Here is an 18,282-nt window from a genome sequence, read left to right on the forward strand (position 1 = left end):
GGCCTGGAGTTCGCGGCCACCCCCGAGGAGGCCGTCGACATCGTCAGCGGGCTGTGGCGCAAGGACTCCGGCAGCCACGCCGAGCTGCGGAAGATCGCGTTCACCTCGGCGGGCCTTGTGGTGCCCAGCGAGGCCCACGGTCCGAAGGCCCCGCCCGGGGTGCGCTGTACCGCGAGGACGACGTCCCGGCGGTAGTCGGCGGCGCGCTCGCCGATCGTCGTGCGGGTGCCGAGGACGGCGATTCGGCCGTCGGGGAGGCGTACCGACGTCACCCCGCTGTCGATACCGCCGCCGGGCAGCAGCCGTGGCCCGGTCCATGCCGTGGCGCCCGCCGCACGGTGCCAGACCGCCAGCCGGTCGTCGAGCACGGAGAACGCCCATGCCGCGCCGTCCGCGCCCTCCTGCGCCCAGGACGTCGAGTCGCCCCGTGTGTAGCGGACCGTCTGCGCCCAGCCGTGCGCGGCGGGCCGCGCGGCCACCTTGCGGTCGCCGCACCCCGCCGGGTCGCCGCAGTGATCGGTGCCGTCCGTCCAGGCGTACGTCTTTAGGGTGCGCAGCTTGGCCTCGGCGGTCGCCGGGTCGAGGGTGTGCGGCAGACCGCTGGTGAAGTACCCGAGATACGTCTGGACGCCGAAGTGCGGGCGCGGCTCGGAAGTCCCCGTGGTCCCCGCGGTCCTTGCAGCCCCCGTGGTCCCCGCAGCCCCCGCGGTTCCGGCGTACCGTTCGAGTGCCGCCTGGGCGAACCGTGCCCCGTACATGTGGTCCTGGTGGTCGGCGTACGTGCCGTTCGCCGTACGGCCCGGCGTCGGGTCCTGCATCCGCACGAACGTCGGCCGGAACCGCTCCAACAGCCCCGCGATCGTGTCGACGACCTGCTGCTTCGTGTACGAGAAGCCCTCCCGTACCGGCGCACCGGAGGCGAGCTGCGACGCCAGTGTGTCCACGCGGCCGTCCCACAGGCCGTGCAGGCTGTGCGGCCGGTCGCCGCGTATGCTGCCGGCCTCGTGGAGCTGCACCCAGACGAGGCTGATCTCGGGTCGGGCGCGGAGGGTGTCCAGCTCGGCCCGGCCGCCGCCCGCCGTGGGTATGGACGTACGCGACCAGGAGCTGGTCCGGTCGCCGGTGGCCATCTCGGCGTAGGCCGCGCGTATCCCGTTCTGGCGGGCCTCGGCGTACGCGGCCTTGTCGGCGGCGGGCGGACGCGGGTCGCCGCGGGGGGCGTTGACCCCGTCGGACTCACCGGCCGTGAGATACACCGAGGTCAGGCTGCGGCCGGTGGCGATCGACTGGCTGGTGTCCGGGTTCATGAAGAACAGGTCGTCATCGGGGTGGGCGACGATCTGCATCACCGTCTCGCCGACGGTGGTGCGTACCGGCTGCACGGCGGGCGCCGTGGGCCGCGTCTCGGGGCGCGCCACAGGGGCCTCGTCGGGCACGGACACGGTGGCGTCGGCGAGCCCGGCCAGCGGAGCCAGGGCGAGAGCGGCGACCAGACCGTGCCGGAACAGACCGCGTCGGAACCGGCCGCGTCGGAACCGGCCGCGTTGGGACCGGCCGCAGTCGCACTCGCAGCAGCGCAGGGCAGGGCGCAGCCGGCAGCGGCCAAGGCCTGCCCCGGCCCTAGGCAAGGAGGGCATGACGACGGTGCTTCCGGATGGGGCGAAAGGTGCTTGGCGTCATAGAAGACCGGAATTCCTGGAATGCGGGCTGTCTCGCCCGGACGACGAAGACCACGACGAAGACCACGACGAAGACCACGACGAAGACCACGACGAACATCACGGCACGGCACCCCACGGCGCTGCGCGGCACGGCACCGCACTGCACCACCCTCATGACCAGAGTCCTGCGAGCGCCCCCTCCCCGCACCTGCGACTAGGCTCGGACCGGGATCCGGACCTTGATCGGAGGCGGCGGGATGACATCGGTGCCGGGGCGCAGGAGCAGTACCTTCACCCGTCTGCTGCGGCACGGCTTCACCCACCCCGCCGTCGCCGAGCGATTCCTCGGCCTGCCCGAGATGGCGCCCGTACGAGCAGACTCCGTCCTCCTCGACGCGCTGGGCGCGACCGCCGACCCCGATCTGGCGCTGCGCGGACTCGTACGCCTGGTCGAGGCGCAGGAGCCCGAGGAACGGCGGGTACTCCTCGACACCCTGATCTCCGCGAAGCCGCTGCGTGACCGGCTGCTCGGCGTGCTCGGCGCGTCCGAGGCCCTCGGTGACCATCTGGCGCGGCACCCGCACGACTGGCATGCGCTCGTGATGTACGAGGCGGTGGATCTGCACCCCGGTGTGGAGGAGTTCGAGCGCGGGCTCGCCGATGCCACCGAACCGGTGTCGCTGCGTGTCGCGTACCGCCGCTGTCTGCTGTCGATAGCGGCCCGCGACGTGTGCGGCACCACGGATGTCGCCCAGACCGCGGCCGAGCTCGCCGACCTGGCGACGGCAACGCTCCGGGCAGCACTCGCCATCGCCCGTACCGCCGCGCCCGAGGACGCCGCCATGTGCCGGCTCGCGGTGATCGCCATGGGCAAGTGCGGCGGCCACGAGCTGAACTACGTCTCCGACGTCGACGTGATCTTCGTCGGGGAGCCGGTCGAAGGGGCCGACGAGCCGCAGGCACTGAAGGCCGCGACCCGGCTCGCGTCGCACCTCATGCGGATCTGCTCGGAGACGACCGTCGAGGGCGCGATCTGGCCGGTCGACGCCAATCTGCGGCCCGAGGGCCGCAACGGCCCGCTGGTGCGCACCCTCTCCAGCCACCTCGCGTACTACCAGCGATGGGCGAAGACCTGGGAGTTCCAGGCATTGCTCAAGGCGCGGCCGGTGGCGGGCGACCCCGAGCTGGGGGCCGAGTACATCGAGGCCGTCTCACCGCTCGTATGGCAGGCCGCGGAGCGCGAGAACTTCGTCCCGGACGTGCAGAAGATGCGCCGCCGGGTCGTCGACAACATCCCCGTGGCCCATATCGACCGCGAGCTGAAGCTCGGCCCGGGCGGGCTGCGGGACGTCGAGTTCGCCGTACAGCTCCTGCAGTTGGTGCACGGCCGCAGCGACGCGAAGCTGCGCAGTGGCACCACCCTCGACGCGCTGAACGCGCTCGCGGCGGGCGGGTACGTGGGACGCGCGGACGCGGCGCAGCTCGACGCGGCGTACCGCTTCCTGCGCGCGCTGGAACACCGCATCCAGCTGTACCGGCTGCGCCGCACCCACCTCGTGCCCGAGGGCGAGGAGGACCAGCGCCGTCTCGGGCGCTCGCTGGGGCTGCGCACCGACCCGGTCGTCGAACTCAACAAGGAGTGGCGGCGGCACGGGGCGGTCGTGCGACGGCTGCACGAGAAGCTGTTCTACCGGCCGCTGCTGGACGCGGTCGCACAGCTCGCGCCCGGCGAGACCCGGCTCAGCGCGAAGGCGGCCGTGCAGCGGCTGGAAGCGCTCGGTTACGGCGACCCGGCCGCGGCGCTGCGCCATCTGGAGGCCCTGTCGTCCGGGATGACCCGCAAGGCGGCGATCCAGCGAACACTGCTGCCGGTGCTGCTCGGCTGGTTCGCGGACTCCGCCGACCCGGACGCCGGGCTGCTCGGCTTCCGCAAGGTGTCCGACGCGCTCGGCAAGACCCCCTGGTACCTGCGGCTCCTGCGGGACGAGGGCGCCGCCGCGGAGAACCTGGCGCGCGTGCTGTCAGCCGGCCGCCTCGCCCCCGATCTGCTGCTGCGCGCCCCGGAGGCGGTGGCGCTCCTCGGCGACCCGGAGGGACTGAAGCCGCGCGGCCGGGAGCATCTGGAACAGGAGGTGCTGGCCGCGGTCGGCCGCGCGGACGGCGCGGAGGCGGCGGTCGCGGCGGCCCGCGGGGTGCGGCGGCGCGAGCTGTTCCGTACCGCGGCGGCCGATCTGATCAGCTCGTACGGCACCGAGGACAGCCCCGCCGAGCAGGACCCGGGCGCGCTCGTCGACCGCGTGGGCAACGCCGTCACCGACCTCAACGCGGCGACGATCGCGGGCGCCCTGCGGGCCGTCGTACGCGAGCAGTGGGGGGACACCCTCCCCACCCGCTTCGCCGTCATCGGCGTGGGCCGCTTCGGCGGCCACGAGCTGGGCTACGGCTCCGACGCGGACGTCCTGTTCGTCCACGAGCCGCGCGACGGCGTCGACGAGCAGGAGGCCGCCCGGGCCGCGAACGCGGTCGTCTCGGAAGTCCGGCGACTGCTCCAGGTCCCCACCACCGACCCGCCGTTGCTGATCGACGCGGACCTGCGCCCGGAGGGCAAGAGCGGACCCCTGGTGCGTACGCTCGCCTCGTACGCCGCGTACTACCGCCGCTGGTCGCTCGTCTGGGAGAGCCAGGCGCTGCTCCGCGCCGAACCGATGGCGGGCGACGCCGACCTGGGCGCGCGCTTCATCGAGCTGATCGACCCGCTGCGCTACCCGGCGGAGGGCCTCGGCGAGGACGCGGTCCGCGAGATCCGCCGCCTCAAGGCCCGGATGGAAACGGAACGCCTGCCGCGCGGCGCGGATCCGACCCTCCACACCAAGCTGGGCCGCGGTGGCCTCAGCGACGTCGAATGGACCGTCCAGCTCCTCCAGATGCGCCACGGCTGGGCGGAACCCGGCCTGCGGACGACCCGCACGCGCGAGGCCCTCGCCGCCGCCCACGCCGCGGGCCTGCTGTCCACGGAGGACGCCCAGATCCTCGACGACGCCTGGGTCCTCGCCACCCGCGTCCGCAACGGCGTGATGCTGGTCCGCGGCCGCCCCGGGGACACGTTCCCCTCGGACGGCCGCGAACTGAGCGCGGTGGGGCGGTACTTGGGCTACGGCCCGGGGCCCACGCGGCGGCAGCCGCACATGGGATACAGCGGCGAGATGGTCGACGACTACCGGCGGGCGACGAGGCGGGCGCGGGCGGTGGTGGAGGAGCTGTTCTACGGGGCGTAGGGCGGCGGCGGGTGCGTGCGCCGGCGCCAGGGTCTGGTGACGCCGACGGCCCGCCGGATACCGTCCTTCCATGTCCGGTCCCGCCGATGCCGTCGGCAAGCGAAACGCCGAGGTCATCCGCCGCTACCTTCGGGTCTTCGAGACACGCGAAGTCGCTGAACTCAAGGAACTCGTCGCTGACGACGTCCTCGTGCACGGCGCGGGCCGACATGTCCGGGGCCGGCACCACCCCGAGGGGGCAGTACTGACCCCGGGCCTGTCCAACTGCCGAGGTCCACGTGGACGACCTCTTCGCTGCCGGGGACCGCGTCACCGTGGCCTTCACCCTGACCTACACCCACGACCGCACCGGCCGTGATCTCACGATGACGGGACTCAAGTCCTACCGCCTCCAGGACGAACGGATCGTCGAGTTCTGGGGCGAGACCGACCTGTACGGTCTCCTCCGCCAAGCGGGGCTGGTAGCGGAGCAGGTCCCGCCCTTCTGACCAGGGCGCACAGTTACTCCTGCCCATGGCTGACGTCAGCCGCCGCGCGGCGTCGGGCACAGGCGACGAGGCAGCCTGATTGATTCGCCGGTGGAACCTCAGGCCGTAGGGGCGCGGGGTTTCCCGCTGAACCGTGGGCGGGCAGGATCAGGGTTCATGAGGCTTCTGGTCATGGGTGGTACCTGGTTCCTGGGCAAGGAAGTGGTGGCGGGCGCACTGAGGCGCGGCTGGGAGGTGACGACCTTCAACCGCGGGCGTTCAGGCCCGGACGCTCCGGGGACGGACTCCGTACGGGGTGACCGAACGGTCTCCGAGGACCTGCGTCGGCTGGCCGCCCGCGGTCCGTGGGATGCCGTGATCGACACCTCCAGCTCCGAACTTGCGCCCCGAGATGTGCGGCTCTCGACACAGACGCTGAGCGACCAGGCCAGGCGATGGGTTCACATCTCCACGGTGTCCGTCTATGCCGGGTGGCCGCACCTCGCGCTCACCGAGGACTCGGCGCTGCTCGACTGCCCAGCTGATGCTGACAACACCTACGGCTATACGGGCGCGGACGGCTCACCGACAAAGTACGGCTTTCAGAAGGCGGGCGGCGAACGCGCCGTGGCGGAGGAGTTCGACGACCGGGCGGTGTTCCTGCGCCCCGGCGTGATCCTCGGGCCGGGCGAATACGTCGGGCGTCTCCCGTGGTGGCTGACCAGAGCGCACCGTGGCGGCCGGATTCTCGCTCCGGCCCCATCAGACCGCCGTATCCAGCCGGTCGACGTACGCGACGTGGCCGCGTTCGCCCTGGACCAGGCCACAGCATCGGGCGGCGGCGCCTACAACGTCGCCCACCCCAACGGAATCACCTTCGCGGACTTCCTGGCCGCATGTCTGGATGCCACCGGCGGATCCGGACGCGCCGCGTGGGCGACACCAGACGCTCTTGCCGAGCACGACGTGAAGCAGTGGACCGAACTGCCTCTGTGGCGCACCCACGCCGGCGTATGGCTGGTGGACTCCGGACGAGCCGTTACCGCTGGTCTTCGGTGCCGACCGATCCGCGAGACGATTGCCGAGACGTGGACGTGGTGGCAGTCCGACGGCCGACCCGTGGACCACCCGCGCTGGGCGGACCACGGAATCGACCCGGAGAAAGAAGCCAAGATCCTGACCTCCCTCGCCTGAGGTCGATCACACCTCAAGCGCGGCGAGTGGCCCCGCGCCGGTCCCGAGTTGGTGCGGGGCGGAAAGGCGGGTGAAGTCCTCGATCCGCTCGCCCAGCTCGACCGCCAGAGGCGCCGCCCGGAAACGATCCGCGGTCAGTGCTCGCCGGAGTCGCGCTGTACGGGCCAGGAGGCCGGTCGTCCGCTGCTGTCTGGGCACTTCCCACACGGTGTTCAGGGCCTCGGCACGGGGGCGGGTACGTTTGACGAGGGAGGGGGGCCGAACAGAGCCGCAGCGTCGACACCGAACATGTGCTCAAGGACCCGGCAGGTATCCGGACCCGGCAATGTCTTGACCTTGCCCGATGTCCAGCGACGGAATTGTGATTCAGAGACCGTCAGGTTCCGGGCGCCCTCATCGAGCACCTGATTCGCCGTACGCCGGAAAGTGCGCTCGAAGTCCACGTAACGCCAGTGGCGTTGCATGACTAAGACCTTGAGCAGCGTCGGAGACGTACTCATCGTGAGCTCCCTAGATCATCCGGCGGAGGCGCCATCGGCGGACGGCCATGCTCCCTCGTAGGAAGGGGACACCGGCGATCCACCGCAGAGCAACGCCCACACCGCACAAGACACTTCGACGCTACCCGCACGCCACATCCCTCACCTGGAAGAGCGCCACATGACACCTGGTGAGGCATGGCGACGACACCGGCCAGAGGCGGAACCTGAGGCAGCGCCGCATTCAGGTCCAGGAATGAGGCGCCCTCAGAACGGCAGTCGGTCTCCGTACCCCCCGTCGGAGATCGACTGCCTCCACTCCAGCCCGAGGAGTAGTCCTCATGACCGCCGTCGACTCGTTCGGCCACGAGAGAGACCCGCGAATCGGTCGCACGGTGCGCGACATCGCCTCCAAGGGTGAGGGCGAACTGACTGCGATCGTGAGGGAGAAGGTCAAGGCGAGGGACGGCAGCGAGCGGTACGTGCGCGTCGCCTACATCAAGGCCGTGTCCGGCATCGAGTGGTCGACGGCAGCGGACAATCTGTCGGTGATCCAGTGAAGCGCGGTTGCCCGGAGTGCGAGGAGTTGCGGCGGGAGTACGCCAATGGCTGCGACCTCGCCGACCTACTTCAGCGCGTCGCACTGCACGAGGGCGTGGCCCATCCGAGCCCGCGGACGGCCACCCAGTGAAAGTTCCGACTACCTGTGCAGCCAGGCGACACGTCCTTCGATCGATCTCTGTCGGCACGTTCGGCACCCGGACCCTGGCCCTTCCCTCCCTCGACGAGCCCGGCCTCTGCTTGTCCAACGTCACCTCACTCCCAACCGGGGGCTATCCGGAGACGGCGCTGGGGTCGACCCCGGTCAGCTCACAGCTCTCATTCCACAGTCGGGCTGCGACGGAGGCGTCGGCCAGGTGACTCCACGCGGGCTCGCGCCGGGGCCTGCCGCGCAGGCTGAACACACGTGGTCCCCACAGCTGGCCTCCTCGCACGGCCGGGTCGAGAGCGGCTCGTACCGCGGGCCATGCGCCGGCGTGCTTGCCCTGGACAAGGACGCCGGCAGCCAGGCCGCGCAGCCGGGCGCCGGCGGTCACCACATGCACCTGTGGGCGTGCGGGGGTGAGGGAGTCCAGGGCGCCGCCGGGATGGACCACCACATTCGCCACCGTGCTGCCGGCGGCGCGCAAGCGGCGGTCGAGTTCGAAGCCGAAGTACATCTGCGCCAGCTTGGACCGTCCGTAGGTGCGCTTGGGCCGATAGTCCTGCCGGGACTGGAGGTCGTCCAGGTCCAGCCGCTCGGACTTCGCCGCGAAGCTGCCCATGGTCACGATGCGGCCTGCCGGTGCGGCCGACAGCAACGGCATCAGCCACCAGGTCAGTGCGAAGTGCCCCAGGTGGTTCGTGCCGAACATGAGCTCGTGACCGTCCGCCGTTTCCCGGCGCGGCGGGTCGTCGAGCGCGACCCCGGCGTTGTGCACCACTGCGTCGAGCCGTGCCGACCCCAGTGATTCCACCACCGTGCCGAGCGAGGACAAATCGGCGAGGTCCAGCCGCAGGGCGCGCACCCGCGCGCCGGGGACACGCGAACGGATCGAGGCCATGGCGGCGTCGGCCTTGGCGGGATCCCGGCTGCCCAGCACGACCGTGGCTCCGGTCGCGGACAGCTGCTCCGCGATGAAGTACCCGATGCCCGCGTTGCCGCCGGTGATCAGGAAGGTGCTGCCATCGGCACGCGGTGGCCGATGAACATCCCAGGGCATGGTGGGGGATGCGGACGACATGACGGCGGGCTCCTCTGCAGCTGGACGACCAGATCACGGGGCCGCTCATGAGTGAGCGGTCTGCCGCCCAAGGTCCCAGCAGCCGCCGACACATCGCCTACGTATCACCGACAGCCACCGCCGGAAGACCGACCTCCTGCCGATCGGCACTCGGCTCCGGCCCCCGCGAAGCTGGGGTGATCGCATCCATGCAGCCGCCGCACACCCCGTACACGCGCGCCGACCACAGTGAGGTCGAAGCGGCTCGGTGACGAGCGGGCGGGGCGCGCGTGGCGCTGCCGTGATTCGGGGTCGATCCCGTGGAGGCGCCGGTGGACGAGGTGGGGGAGGCGGCGGTCGTGCTCACGATGGCGGGTGGGCACGTGACGCATCGACTCGGCTGAGGGGCGGGGGCTGCTACTCACGGTGAGGGCGGCCCCCTTGTCGCCGCCCCCGCGTCGGCTCAGCGCCGTGCCGCGTTCAGTTCCGGCGCCGCCAGGACGTTGCCGTGCTTGTCGGCGGTGTCGCGGTTGGTGCCGGTGTCGGTCGCCGGGGCCCACCGGGGCAGGCGGTGCGGGAGAGCGCCGTACCAGGCGTACGACAGCCCGTATCCGAAGCCGAGGCACAGCAGGCCGCCCACCGCGTCCAGCCAGAAGTGGTTGGCCGTCGCGACGATCACCACCAGTGTCAGCGTCGGGTACAGCAGGCCCAGGATCTTCGCCCACGGCGCCGACGCCAGGGCGAAGATGGTCAGCCCGCACCACAGCGACCAGCCGATGTGCATCGACGGCATCGCCGCGTACTGGTTGGACATGTTCTTCAGGTTGCCCGAGGCCATCGAGCCCCAGGTGTGGTGCACCAGCACCGTGTCGATGAAGTCCTGGCCGTTCATCAGACGGGGCGGGGCCAGCGGGTACAGGTAGTAGCCGACGAGCGCGACGCCGGTGGTCGCGAAGAGCACGAGGCGGGTCGGGGCGTAGCGGCCCGGGTGACGGCGGTAGAGCCACACCAGCACGCCTATGGTCACGATGAAGTGCAGGGTGGCGTAGTAGTAGTTCATCGTCACGATCAGCCAGGTCACCGAATTCACGGCGTGGTTGACCGTCTGCTCGACGGCGATGCCGAGCGCCTTCTCGGCGTCCCAGATCCAGTCGGCGTTCCGCAGCGCCTGAGCCTTCTGCTCCGGAACCGCGTTACGAATGAGGGAATATATCCAGTAACTGACCGCAATGAGCAGGATCTCGAACCAGATACGCGGCCGCCGTACCGACCGCATCCTCCGCAGTCGGCTCTCCCTGGGGGCCGGGACGTCCTCGGTCACCATGGGTGACGGGGCCGCAGTCCGGTCTTCCACAGATTTCACGGTCGCTTCACCCATAGGAGCAGAGTCTGCCAGATAGGTACGGCTCGTCCGATCATCCCCCAGTCGGGTTCCGGCCGTGCTCGGTACGTCCTGAGGACTAGGGACCAGGGCCTGGTCCGAAGGACAGGACCTAGGAGCCGTGCACGGGACCCGCGGCGGTCGAACCGCGGACGACCAGCTCCGGCATGAAGACGAACTCGCTGTGCGGGGCGGGCGTACCGCCGATCTCCTCCAGCAGCGTGCGCACCGCCGCCTGTCCCATCGCCGGTACCGGCTTGCGGACCGTCGTCAGCGGCGGGTCGGTGAACGCGATCAGCGGGGAGTCGTCGAAGCCGACGACCGAGATGTCGGCGGGTACGTCCAGCCCGCGTTGCCGCGCCGCGCGGATCGCGCCGAGCGCCATCATGTCGCTCGCGCAGACCACCGCCGTGCAGCCGCGGTCCATCAGCGCGGACGCCGCGGCCTGCCCGCCCTCCAGGGTGTAGAGGGAGTGCTGGATCAGCTGGGACTCGATCTCCTGTTGGCTCAGGCCGAGCTGGTCACGGACCGCCTTGACGAAGCCCTCGATCTTCCGCAGGACGGGGACGAACCGCCGGGGTCCGAGGGCCAGTCCGATACGGGTGTGGCCGAGGGAGACGAGATGGGTCACGGCCAGCTGCATGGCCGCCCGGTCGTCGGGCGATATGAACGGTGCCTGCACGTCCGGCGAGAAACCGTCGACGAGTACGAAGGGCACGCCCTGGGCGCGCAGCTTCTCGTAGCGCTGCATGTCGGCGCTCGTATCGGCGTGCAGTCCGGAGACGAAGATGATTCCCGAGACCCCACGGTCCACGAGCATCTCGGTGAGCTCGTCCTCCGTGGAGCCCCCGGGGGTCTGGGTGGCGAGCACGGGGGTGTAGCCCTGGCGGGTCAGCGCCTGTCCGATGACCTGGGCCAGGGCCGGGAATATCGGATTCTCCAGTTCGGGCGTGATGAGCCCGACGAGCCCCGCGCTGCGGCGGCGCAGTCGTACGGGACGCTCGTAGCCGAGGACGTCGAGTGCGGCGAGCACCGATTCGCGGGTGGTCGTGGCAACGCCTGGCTTGCCGTTGAGCACCCGGCTGACCGTCGCCTCGCTGACCCCCGCCTGGGCTGCGATGTCGGCAAGCCGTGCGGTCATGGGATTGGACTGTACCGGTCGCATGTCAGATTGCCCACCAGATGCTGGAGTCGGCGGGAAGGCGGACCGTCCCGCCGTTGAACCCGGGTGTCGCGGACGACAGCAGCAGACTTCCCGGTACGGGGATCTCCACGTCCGTGCCGCGCGTGTTCGTCGTGCAGAGGAAGCCGTCACGGGCCAGGGCGAGGACACCCTCGGGGGCGTCCAGCCAGGTCACGTCCGAGCCGGCGCCGAGGCCGGGATGTTCGCGGCGGACCGAGAGCGCCGCGCGGTAGAGCTCCAGGGTCGAGCCCTGTACGCCGGTCTGCGCCTCCACGCTCAGCTCGGCCCACTCCGGCGGCTGCGGAAGCCAGCTGCCGCCGGAGCCGAAGCCGTACGAGGATCCGTTCCTGGTCCAGGGAATCGGCACCCGGCACCCGTCGCGGAAGCCGTCCTGGCCGTCCGCACGGAAGAATGAGGGGTCTTGGCGCACTTCGTCCGGAAGGTCCGTTACATCCGGAAGGCCCAGCTCCTCGCCCTGGTAGACGTACGCCGACCCGGGCAGCGCCAGCATCAGCAGGGCCGCGGCCCGGGCCCGTCGCAGCCCCGAGGGGCCGTCGCCGTAGCGGGTGGGGTGCCGTACGACGTCGTGGTTGGAGAGCACCCAGGTGGTGGGCGCGCCCACCGAGGCCGTCGCGGCCAGCGAGGCGTCGATGACCTGCCGCATCCTGGCCGGATCCCAGGGGCAGCGCAGGAACTGGAAGTTGAAGGCCTGGTGCAGCTCGTCGGGGCGTACGTACAGCGCGAGCCGCTCCGGGGTGGGGGCCCAGGCCTCGGCGACCCCGATGCGCTCACCGTCGTACGCGTCGAGGAGCCGGCGCCAGGACCGGTGGATCTCGTGGACATCGTCCTGGTCGAAGAACGGCAGCACCTGCGCGCCGATCATCTTCGCCTGCTCGCGGGCGCCGATGTCGGGCAGCCCGTCGGCCTTGACCATGCCGTGGGCCACGTCGATACGGAAACCGTCGACGCCGAGGTCGAGCCAGAAGCGCAGGACCGCGTCGAACTCCTCGCGCACGGCGGGGTGCTCCCAGTTGAGATCGGGCTGCTCCGGCGCGAAGAGGTGCAGGTACCAGTCCCCGTCGCCGCCGTCCGGATGCGTGGTCCGGGTCCACGCCGGGCCGCCGAAGACCGATTCCCAGTCGTTCGGCGGCAGTTCCCCGCCCGCCCCCCGGCCGGGGCGGAAGTGGTAGTACGCCCGCTCGGGACCGCCGGCGAGCGCCTCGCGGAACCAGGCGTGCTGGTCGGAGGTGTGGTTCGGGACGATGTCGACGATCACCCTCAGGCCCAGGCGGTGGGCCTCGCGGACGAGATCGTCGGCGTCGTCGAGCGCGCCGAAGAGGGGGTCGACGGCCCGGTAGTCCGCGACGTCGTATCCGCCGTCGGCCTGCGGGGACGCATAGAAGGGGGTCAGCCAGACCGCGTCCACGCCGAGCCCCGCGAGATGGGGGAGCCGGTCGCGGATGCCACGCAGATCGCCGATGCCGTCGCCGTCGCTGTCGGCGAAGGAGCGGACGTACACCTGGTAGATGACGGCGTCCCGCCACCAGTCCGGCGTCCGCCCGGCGAGCTGCGGCGGGGTGGTCGTGCTGAGCTCCTGCGTCATGGGCGCTCCCCTTCGGATGCTGTCTCAGGATGTTCCGGACGTACCGGATCTACCGGATCAACGGCGACCTATCTCGAAGGTAACAGCGCTGCAATCTCTTGCGGAAGCAGTTGCGCACACTGTGAAAAGCGGCGGAGCGGGCGAAGGCCCCGCTGACAAGGTTCGTAACGGCCACCGTGAGGACACGCGGATGTAACGATCGCGGCTGCTTGCGGAAATCTCTCGCAAGGTCTTTCGGTCTTCTTTCAACCTTGTTACGTTCCTCGACGAATCGGCGCCGTGATGGAGCGGCCCAGGTTGAAGGAGTTCACATGCGACGTGGCATAGCGGCCACCGCTCTGGTCGCGAGCCTGGCGCTCACGGCGACCGCGTGCGGCGGCGACGACGCCGAGAGCGGCAAGAGCAGCTCGGGCAAGCTGTCCGGCACGGTTACCTGGTGGGACACGTCGACCGTCGGCAGCGAGGACAAGGTCTTCAAGAAGGTCGCCGAGGGCTTCACCAAGCTGCACCCGGACGTCAAGATCAAGTATGTGAACGTGCCGTTCGGTGAGGCGCAGAACAAGTTCAAGAACGCGGCCCAGTCCGGTTCCGGCGCCCCCGACGTGATCCGCTCCGAGGTCGCCTGGACCCCCGAGTTCGCCGACCTCGGCTACCTCGCCCCGCTGGACGGCACCGCGGCCCTCAAGGACGAGAAGGACTTCCTGCCGCAGGCCGCCGCCTCCACGAAGTACAAGGACAAGACCTACGCGGTGCCGCAGGTCATCGACTCCATGGGCATCTTCTACAACAAGAAGATCTTCCAGGAGGCCGGCGTCGAGGTGCCCGGCACCATCGCCGAGCTGAAGTCCATCTCCAAGAAGATCAAGGACAAGACCGGCAAGACCGGTCTGTACCTGCGCGGCGACGACGCCTACTGGTTCCTGTCCTTCCTCTACGGCGAGGGCGGCGACCTCGTCGACGCCGAGAAGAAGCAGGTCACGGTCGACAACCCGGCCGGCGTCAAGGCCATGAAGGTCGTCAAGGACCTCGTCGACTCCGGCGCCGCCAAGACCGACGCCACCGACGGCTGGAACAACATGCAGACCGCCTTCAAGGAAGGCAAGGTCGCCATGATGATCAACGGCCCGTGGGCCGTCTCCGACACCTACGCCGGCAAGGAGTTCAAGGACAAGGCGAACCTCGGCATCACGCCCGTTCCCGCCGGCTCCGCCGGTCAGGGCGCCCCGCAGGGCGGCCACAACCTCGCCGTCTACGCCGGCTCCAAGAACCTCGAAGCGTCCTACGCCTTCGTCGAGTACATGAGCTCCGTCGAGTCCCAGACCACGGTCGCCAAGGAGCTCAGCCTGCTCCCGACCCGCGCCTCCGTCTACACCAAGCCGTCCGTCAGCGGCAACGAGATCGTCGGCTTCTTCAAGCCGGTCGTCGACAAGGCCGTCGAGCGCCCCTGGATCCCCGAGACCGGCAGCCTCTTCGCCCCGCTGGTGACCGAGTACACCAAGGTCCTCACCGGCCAGACCACCCCGGAGAAGGGGAGCAAGGCGGCAGGCGACGCCTACCGCAAGCTCCTCAAGGACTGGAAGTAAGGGAAGAGACCGACTGATGGCTGTCCACACCAGCGGCCAGTCGGTGGCGAAGGCCGCGGAGCCCAACAGGGCCCGCGGCCATCGCCGCGACACCGCCGGCGCGCCGGGTCCGCTCCGCCGCGCCCTCTCCACCCACTGGTACGCCTGGACCATGGTCGCCCCCGTGGTGATCGTGATCGGGGTGATCATCGGCTATCCGCTCGTCCGCGGCGTCTATCTGTCGCTGACGAACGCCAACGAGCGGAACGTCGAGCGGTCGATCGGGGTCAACCACCTCCCGGCGACCTACGAATTCATCGGACTCGACAACTACGCCGACGCGCTCACCGGCAGCCAGTTCCTCGACACCCTCGGGTGGACGCTGGTGTGGACGGTCTCCTGCGTGGCCGTCACCTTCGGTCTGGGCCTCGCCCTCGCCAACATCCTCAACCGCAGGATCGCCGGCCGGTCGTTCTACCGGATGATGCTGGTCCTGCCGTGGGCCGTGCCCGGCTTCGTCTCCGTCTTCGCCTGGCGCTTCCTCTACAACGAGGACAACGGTCTGCTCAACAAGATCCTCGCGGGTGGCGGCATCGACGCCGTGCCGTGGCTCAACGACCCCACCTGGGCGAAGTTCTCGGTGATCGCCGTCAACGTCTGGCTCGGCGTGCCGTTCATGATGGTCGCCCTGCTCGGCGGTCTGCAGTCCATCCCCGGCGAGCTGTACGAGGCGGCCGAGATGGACGGCGCGAACGCCTGGCAGCGGTTCCGCCACATCACCGTGCCCGGTCTGCGGTCGGTGTCCACGACGGTCATCCTGCTGAGCACCATCTGGACCTTCAACATGTTCCCGGTGATCTTCCTGCTCACCCGGGGCGGTCCTGGTGAGGCGACCCAGATCCTGGTGACCCAGGCCTACAAGTTCTCGTTCGAGATCAGCCCGCGCGACTTCGCGCAGTCCTCCACCTGGGGCGTGCTGATCCTCGTCCTCCTGATGGCCTTCGCCGCTGTCTACCAGCGCGTCCTCCGCAAGCAGGGAGAAACCTGGTGACCACGACCAACGCCCCGGCCGGCGCTCCGGCGCGCGGCCGCCGTTCGCCGATCGCCTCGGTCGCGCTGCATCTGACACTCCTCGTCGCCTCCGTGATCGCCGTCTTCCCGGTGCTGTGGGTCTTCCTGACCTCCATCAAGCCCGCGGAGTACGCGATCACCACCGACTTCTTCAAAGAGACGACGTTCGAGAACTACACCAAGCTGATCGAGGACACCGAGTTCCTCACCTGGTTCGGCAACTCGCTGCTCGTCGCGGGCCTCACCACGGTCATCGGTGTGTTCGTCGCGGCGACCACCGGCTACGCCGTCAGCCGCTTCCGCTTCCCCGGCAAGCGCGGACTGATGTGGACCCTGCTCATCACCCAGATGTTCCCGGTCGCGGTCCTGATCGTGCCGATCTACAACATCATGGCGGGCATGGGCCTGCTCAACGAGCCGGCCGGTCTGGTCATCACGTACCTCACCATCGCCGTGCCGTTCTGCGCCTGGATGATGAAGGGCTTCTTCGACACCATCCCGCGGGAGATCGACGAGTCCGGGCAGGTCGACGGGCTCACCCCGTTCGGCACCTTCTGGCGGCTGATCCTGCCGCTCGCCAAGCCCGGCATCGCGGTCACCGCGTTCTACTCCTTCATCACCGCCTGGGGCGAGGTCGCCTACGCCTCCGCCTTCATGGTCGGCGACGAGAACCTGACCCTCGCCGGCGGACTGCAGAAGTTCGTCAACCAGTACGGCGCCCAGTGGGGGCCGATGACCGCGGCCTCGGTGCTCATCGCCATCCCCGCCGCGATCGTCTTCCTCTTCGCCCAGCGCCATCTGGTGACCGGCGTGTCGGCCGGCGCGGTCAAGGGCTGAGCCCCGCCACGGGCCGCACCCGACCGTACGTACGCTCCCCCCCCATCCACCACCATCGCAGGGATGAAATGACCCAGCACCTCGCTGCCCCCGCCACCACCACGACGACGACCGGCACCCGTGCCGAGCCAGCGCCATGGTGGCGGGACGCGGTGATCTACCAGGTCTATCCGCGCAGCTTCGCCGACGGCAACGGTGACGGCATGGGCGATCTCGCCGGGATACGCAGCCGGCTCCCGTACCTCAAGGAGCTCGGCGTCGACGCGGTCTGGCTCAGCCCCTTCTACGCCTCCCCACAGGCCGACGCGGGCTACGACGTCGCCGACTACCGGGCCATCGACCCGATGTTCGGCACCCTCCACGACGCCGACGCGCTGATCCGCAGCGCCCACGGCCTGGGGCTGCGCATCATCGTCGACCTCGTCCCCAACCACTGCTCCGACCAGCACGACTGGTTCCGCCAGGCGCTGCGCGAGGGCCCCGGCTCCCGGCTGCGCGAGCGCTTCCACTTCCGGCCCGGCAAGGGCGAGCACGGCGAGCTGCCGCCGAACGACTGGGAGTCGATCTTCGGTGGTCCGGCGTGGACCCGGACCACGAACCCGGACGGCAGCGACGGCGAGTGGTACCTGCACCTGTTCGCGCCGGAGCAGCCCGATTTCAACTGGGAGCACCCGGCCGTCCAGGACGAGTTCCGCTCGATCCTGCGCTTCTGGCTGGACCTGGGCGCCGACGGCTTCCGCGTCGATGTCGCCCACGGACTCGTCAAGGCGCCCGGCCTGCCCGACATCGGCTCCGGCGACCAGCTCAAGCTGCTGGGGAACGATGTCATGCCGTTCTTCGACCAGGACGGCGTCCACGAGATCTACCGCTCCTGGCGGCGGATCCTCGACGAGTACGAGGGTGAGCGCATCCTCGTCGCCGAGGCCTGGACACCGACGGTCGAGCGCACCGCGATGTACGTGCGACCCGACGAGATGCACCAGGCCTTCAACTTCCAGTACCTGACGACCAACTGGGACGCGAAGGAGCTGCGCGAGGTCATCGACGGCTCGCTCGCCGCGATGCGCCCGGTCGGCGCCCCCACCACCTGGGTGCTGTCCAACCACGACGTCACCCGGCACGCCACCCGCTTCGGGAACCCGCCAGGACTCGGCACCCAGCTGCGCGAGCAGGGCGACCGCGAGCTCGGTCTGCGCCGGGCGCGTGCCGCGACGCTGCTGATGCTGGCGCTGCCGGGCTCGGCGTACGTCTACCAGGGCGAGGAACTCGGCCTGCCGGACGTCACCGATCTTCCGGACGAGGTGCGTCAGGATCCGTCGTTCTTCCGCGCGGAGGGTCAGGACGGTTTCCGCGACGGCTGCCGGGTGCCGATCCCGTGGACGCGTTCCGGGTCCTCGTACGGGTTCGGCAGCGGCGGCAGCTGGCTTCCGCAGCCGCCGGAGTGGGCCGGGCTGAGCGTGGAGGCGCAGACCGGGGTGGCGGGCTCGACCCTGGAGCTGTACCGGGCGGCGCTGGCCGCCCGCCGAGAGCACCCGGGGCTGGGCGCGGGTGAAGCGGTGACCTGGCTGGACGCTCCTGACGGTGTCCTCGCCCTGTCCCGCGACGGGTTCGTCTGCACCACCAACACCACGGGCGCGCCGGTACGCCTCCCCGCGCCCGGCACGCTCCTGCTGGCCAGTGGTCCGGTGGCGACCGAGGCACCGGCGGCTGCCGCCGCGGGCGACGGCACCGTCGTCCTGCCCGCGGACACCACGGCGTGGTGGACGGTGTGACGATCCCCCGGCCGAGGGGTGGTCGCACCAGCGG

14 protein-coding genes and 1 pseudogene are annotated in these 18,282 nt (G+C 70.2%); 9 read left to right on the top strand and 6 right to left on the bottom strand.

Annotation, left to right across the window (positions count from 1 at the left end):
- Positions 1 to 1,637: PIG-L family deacetylase (locus ACWGI8_RS19840; protein WP_453662564.1), on the bottom strand; the 1,637-nt coding region annotated here is incomplete at its 3' end.
- Positions 1,638 to 1,654: 17 nt separating this feature from the next.
- Here ACWGI8_RS19840 and ACWGI8_RS19845 point away from each other — a divergent pair.
- The 4 genes and pseudogenes from ACWGI8_RS19845 (at position 1,655) to ACWGI8_RS19860 (ending at position 6,597) form a co-directional block, all read left to right on the top strand.
- Positions 1,655 to 1,879, top strand: coding sequence for a hypothetical protein (locus ACWGI8_RS19845; protein ID WP_453662566.1), 225 nt, complete (start codon positions 1,655 to 1,657; stop codon positions 1,877 to 1,879).
- 39 nt (positions 1,880 to 1,918) lie between these two features.
- Positions 1,919 to 4,936 carry a bifunctional [glutamine synthetase] adenylyltransferase/[glutamine synthetase]-adenylyl-L-tyrosine phosphorylase gene (locus tag ACWGI8_RS19850; RefSeq protein WP_453662568.1) on the top strand — a complete coding sequence of 1,006 codons (3,018 nt, stop codon included), beginning with the start codon at positions 1,919 to 1,921 and terminating at the stop codon, positions 4,934 to 4,936.
- Positions 4,937 to 5,202: 266 nt separating this feature from the next.
- Positions 5,203 to 5,424, top strand: a pseudogene (locus ACWGI8_RS19855) (ester cyclase); the annotation flags it as partial.
- Between the two features lie 156 nt (positions 5,425 to 5,580).
- Positions 5,581 to 6,597, top strand: coding sequence for an NAD-dependent epimerase/dehydratase family protein (locus ACWGI8_RS19860; RefSeq protein WP_453662570.1), 1,017 nt, complete (start codon positions 5,581 to 5,583; stop codon positions 6,595 to 6,597).
- A 6-nt stretch (positions 6,598 to 6,603) separates the two neighbouring features.
- On the opposite strand, the gene ACWGI8_RS19865 is transcribed toward ACWGI8_RS19860, so the two are convergent.
- Positions 6,604 to 6,795 (bottom strand): hypothetical protein, encoded by a 192-nt coding sequence (locus tag ACWGI8_RS19865; protein WP_453662571.1) that lies wholly within the window; start codon positions 6,793 to 6,795, stop codon positions 6,604 to 6,606.
- A 622-nt stretch (positions 6,796 to 7,417) separates the two neighbouring features.
- On the opposite strand from ACWGI8_RS19865, the gene ACWGI8_RS19870 reads away from it, so the two are divergent.
- The gene (locus ACWGI8_RS19870; protein ID WP_453662573.1) at positions 7,418 to 7,636 is read left to right on the top strand and encodes a hypothetical protein; all 219 of its coding nucleotides are present in this window, start codon (positions 7,418 to 7,420) and stop codon (positions 7,634 to 7,636) included.
- 273 nt (positions 7,637 to 7,909) lie between these two features.
- Here the strand turns inward: ACWGI8_RS19870 and ACWGI8_RS19875 are convergent, their stop codons facing one another.
- The 4 genes from ACWGI8_RS19875 to ACWGI8_RS19890 all read right to left on the bottom strand — a co-directional run bounded on the left by ACWGI8_RS19875 (position 7,910) and on the right by ACWGI8_RS19890 (position 13,006).
- Entirely contained in the window at positions 7,910 to 8,860 is a 951-nt protein-coding gene (locus ACWGI8_RS19875; protein ID WP_453662575.1) for an SDR family NAD(P)-dependent oxidoreductase, read from the bottom strand.
- Between the two features lie 442 nt (positions 8,861 to 9,302).
- Complete coding sequence (locus tag ACWGI8_RS19880; protein ID WP_453662577.1) at positions 9,303 to 10,217, bottom strand: phosphatase PAP2 family protein; 915 nt, start codon at positions 10,215 to 10,217, stop codon at positions 9,303 to 9,305.
- A gap of 115 nt (positions 10,218 to 10,332) precedes the next feature.
- Positions 10,333 to 11,361: a LacI family DNA-binding transcriptional regulator gene (locus tag ACWGI8_RS19885; protein ID WP_453662579.1), complete on the bottom strand. Its 1,029-nt coding sequence runs from the start codon at positions 11,359 to 11,361 to the stop codon at positions 10,333 to 10,335.
- 25 nt (positions 11,362 to 11,386) lie between these two features.
- Entirely contained in the window at positions 11,387 to 13,006 is a 1,620-nt protein-coding gene (locus tag ACWGI8_RS19890; RefSeq protein ID WP_453662580.1) for a glycoside hydrolase family 13 protein, read from the bottom strand.
- 311 nt (positions 13,007 to 13,317) lie between these two features.
- Between ACWGI8_RS19890 and ACWGI8_RS19895 the strand changes: the two genes are divergently transcribed.
- The 4 genes from ACWGI8_RS19895 to ACWGI8_RS19910 all read left to right on the top strand — a co-directional run bounded on the left by ACWGI8_RS19895 (position 13,318) and on the right by ACWGI8_RS19910 (position 18,248).
- Positions 13,318 to 14,589 carry an extracellular solute-binding protein gene (locus ACWGI8_RS19895; protein ID WP_453662582.1) on the top strand — a complete coding sequence of 424 codons (1,272 nt, stop codon included), beginning with the start codon at positions 13,318 to 13,320 and terminating at the stop codon, positions 14,587 to 14,589.
- Between the two features lie 16 nt (positions 14,590 to 14,605).
- A complete protein-coding gene (locus ACWGI8_RS19900; RefSeq protein ID WP_453662584.1) occupies positions 14,606 to 15,619 on the top strand; it encodes a carbohydrate ABC transporter permease in 1,014 nt (337 codons plus the stop codon).
- Entirely contained in the window at positions 15,613 to 16,476 is an 864-nt protein-coding gene (locus tag ACWGI8_RS19905) for a sugar ABC transporter permease (protein WP_453662587.1), read from the top strand. The genes ACWGI8_RS19900 and ACWGI8_RS19905 overlap by 7 nt, the downstream gene beginning before the upstream one ends.
- 68 nt (positions 16,477 to 16,544) lie before the next feature.
- A complete protein-coding gene (locus ACWGI8_RS19910) occupies positions 16,545 to 18,248 on the top strand; it encodes a glycoside hydrolase family 13 protein (protein ID WP_453662585.1) in 1,704 nt (567 codons plus the stop codon).
- Positions 18,249 to 18,282 lie beyond the last annotated feature (34 nt).

The sequence above is a fragment of the Streptomyces sp. NPDC054841 genome (assembly GCF_053611045.1).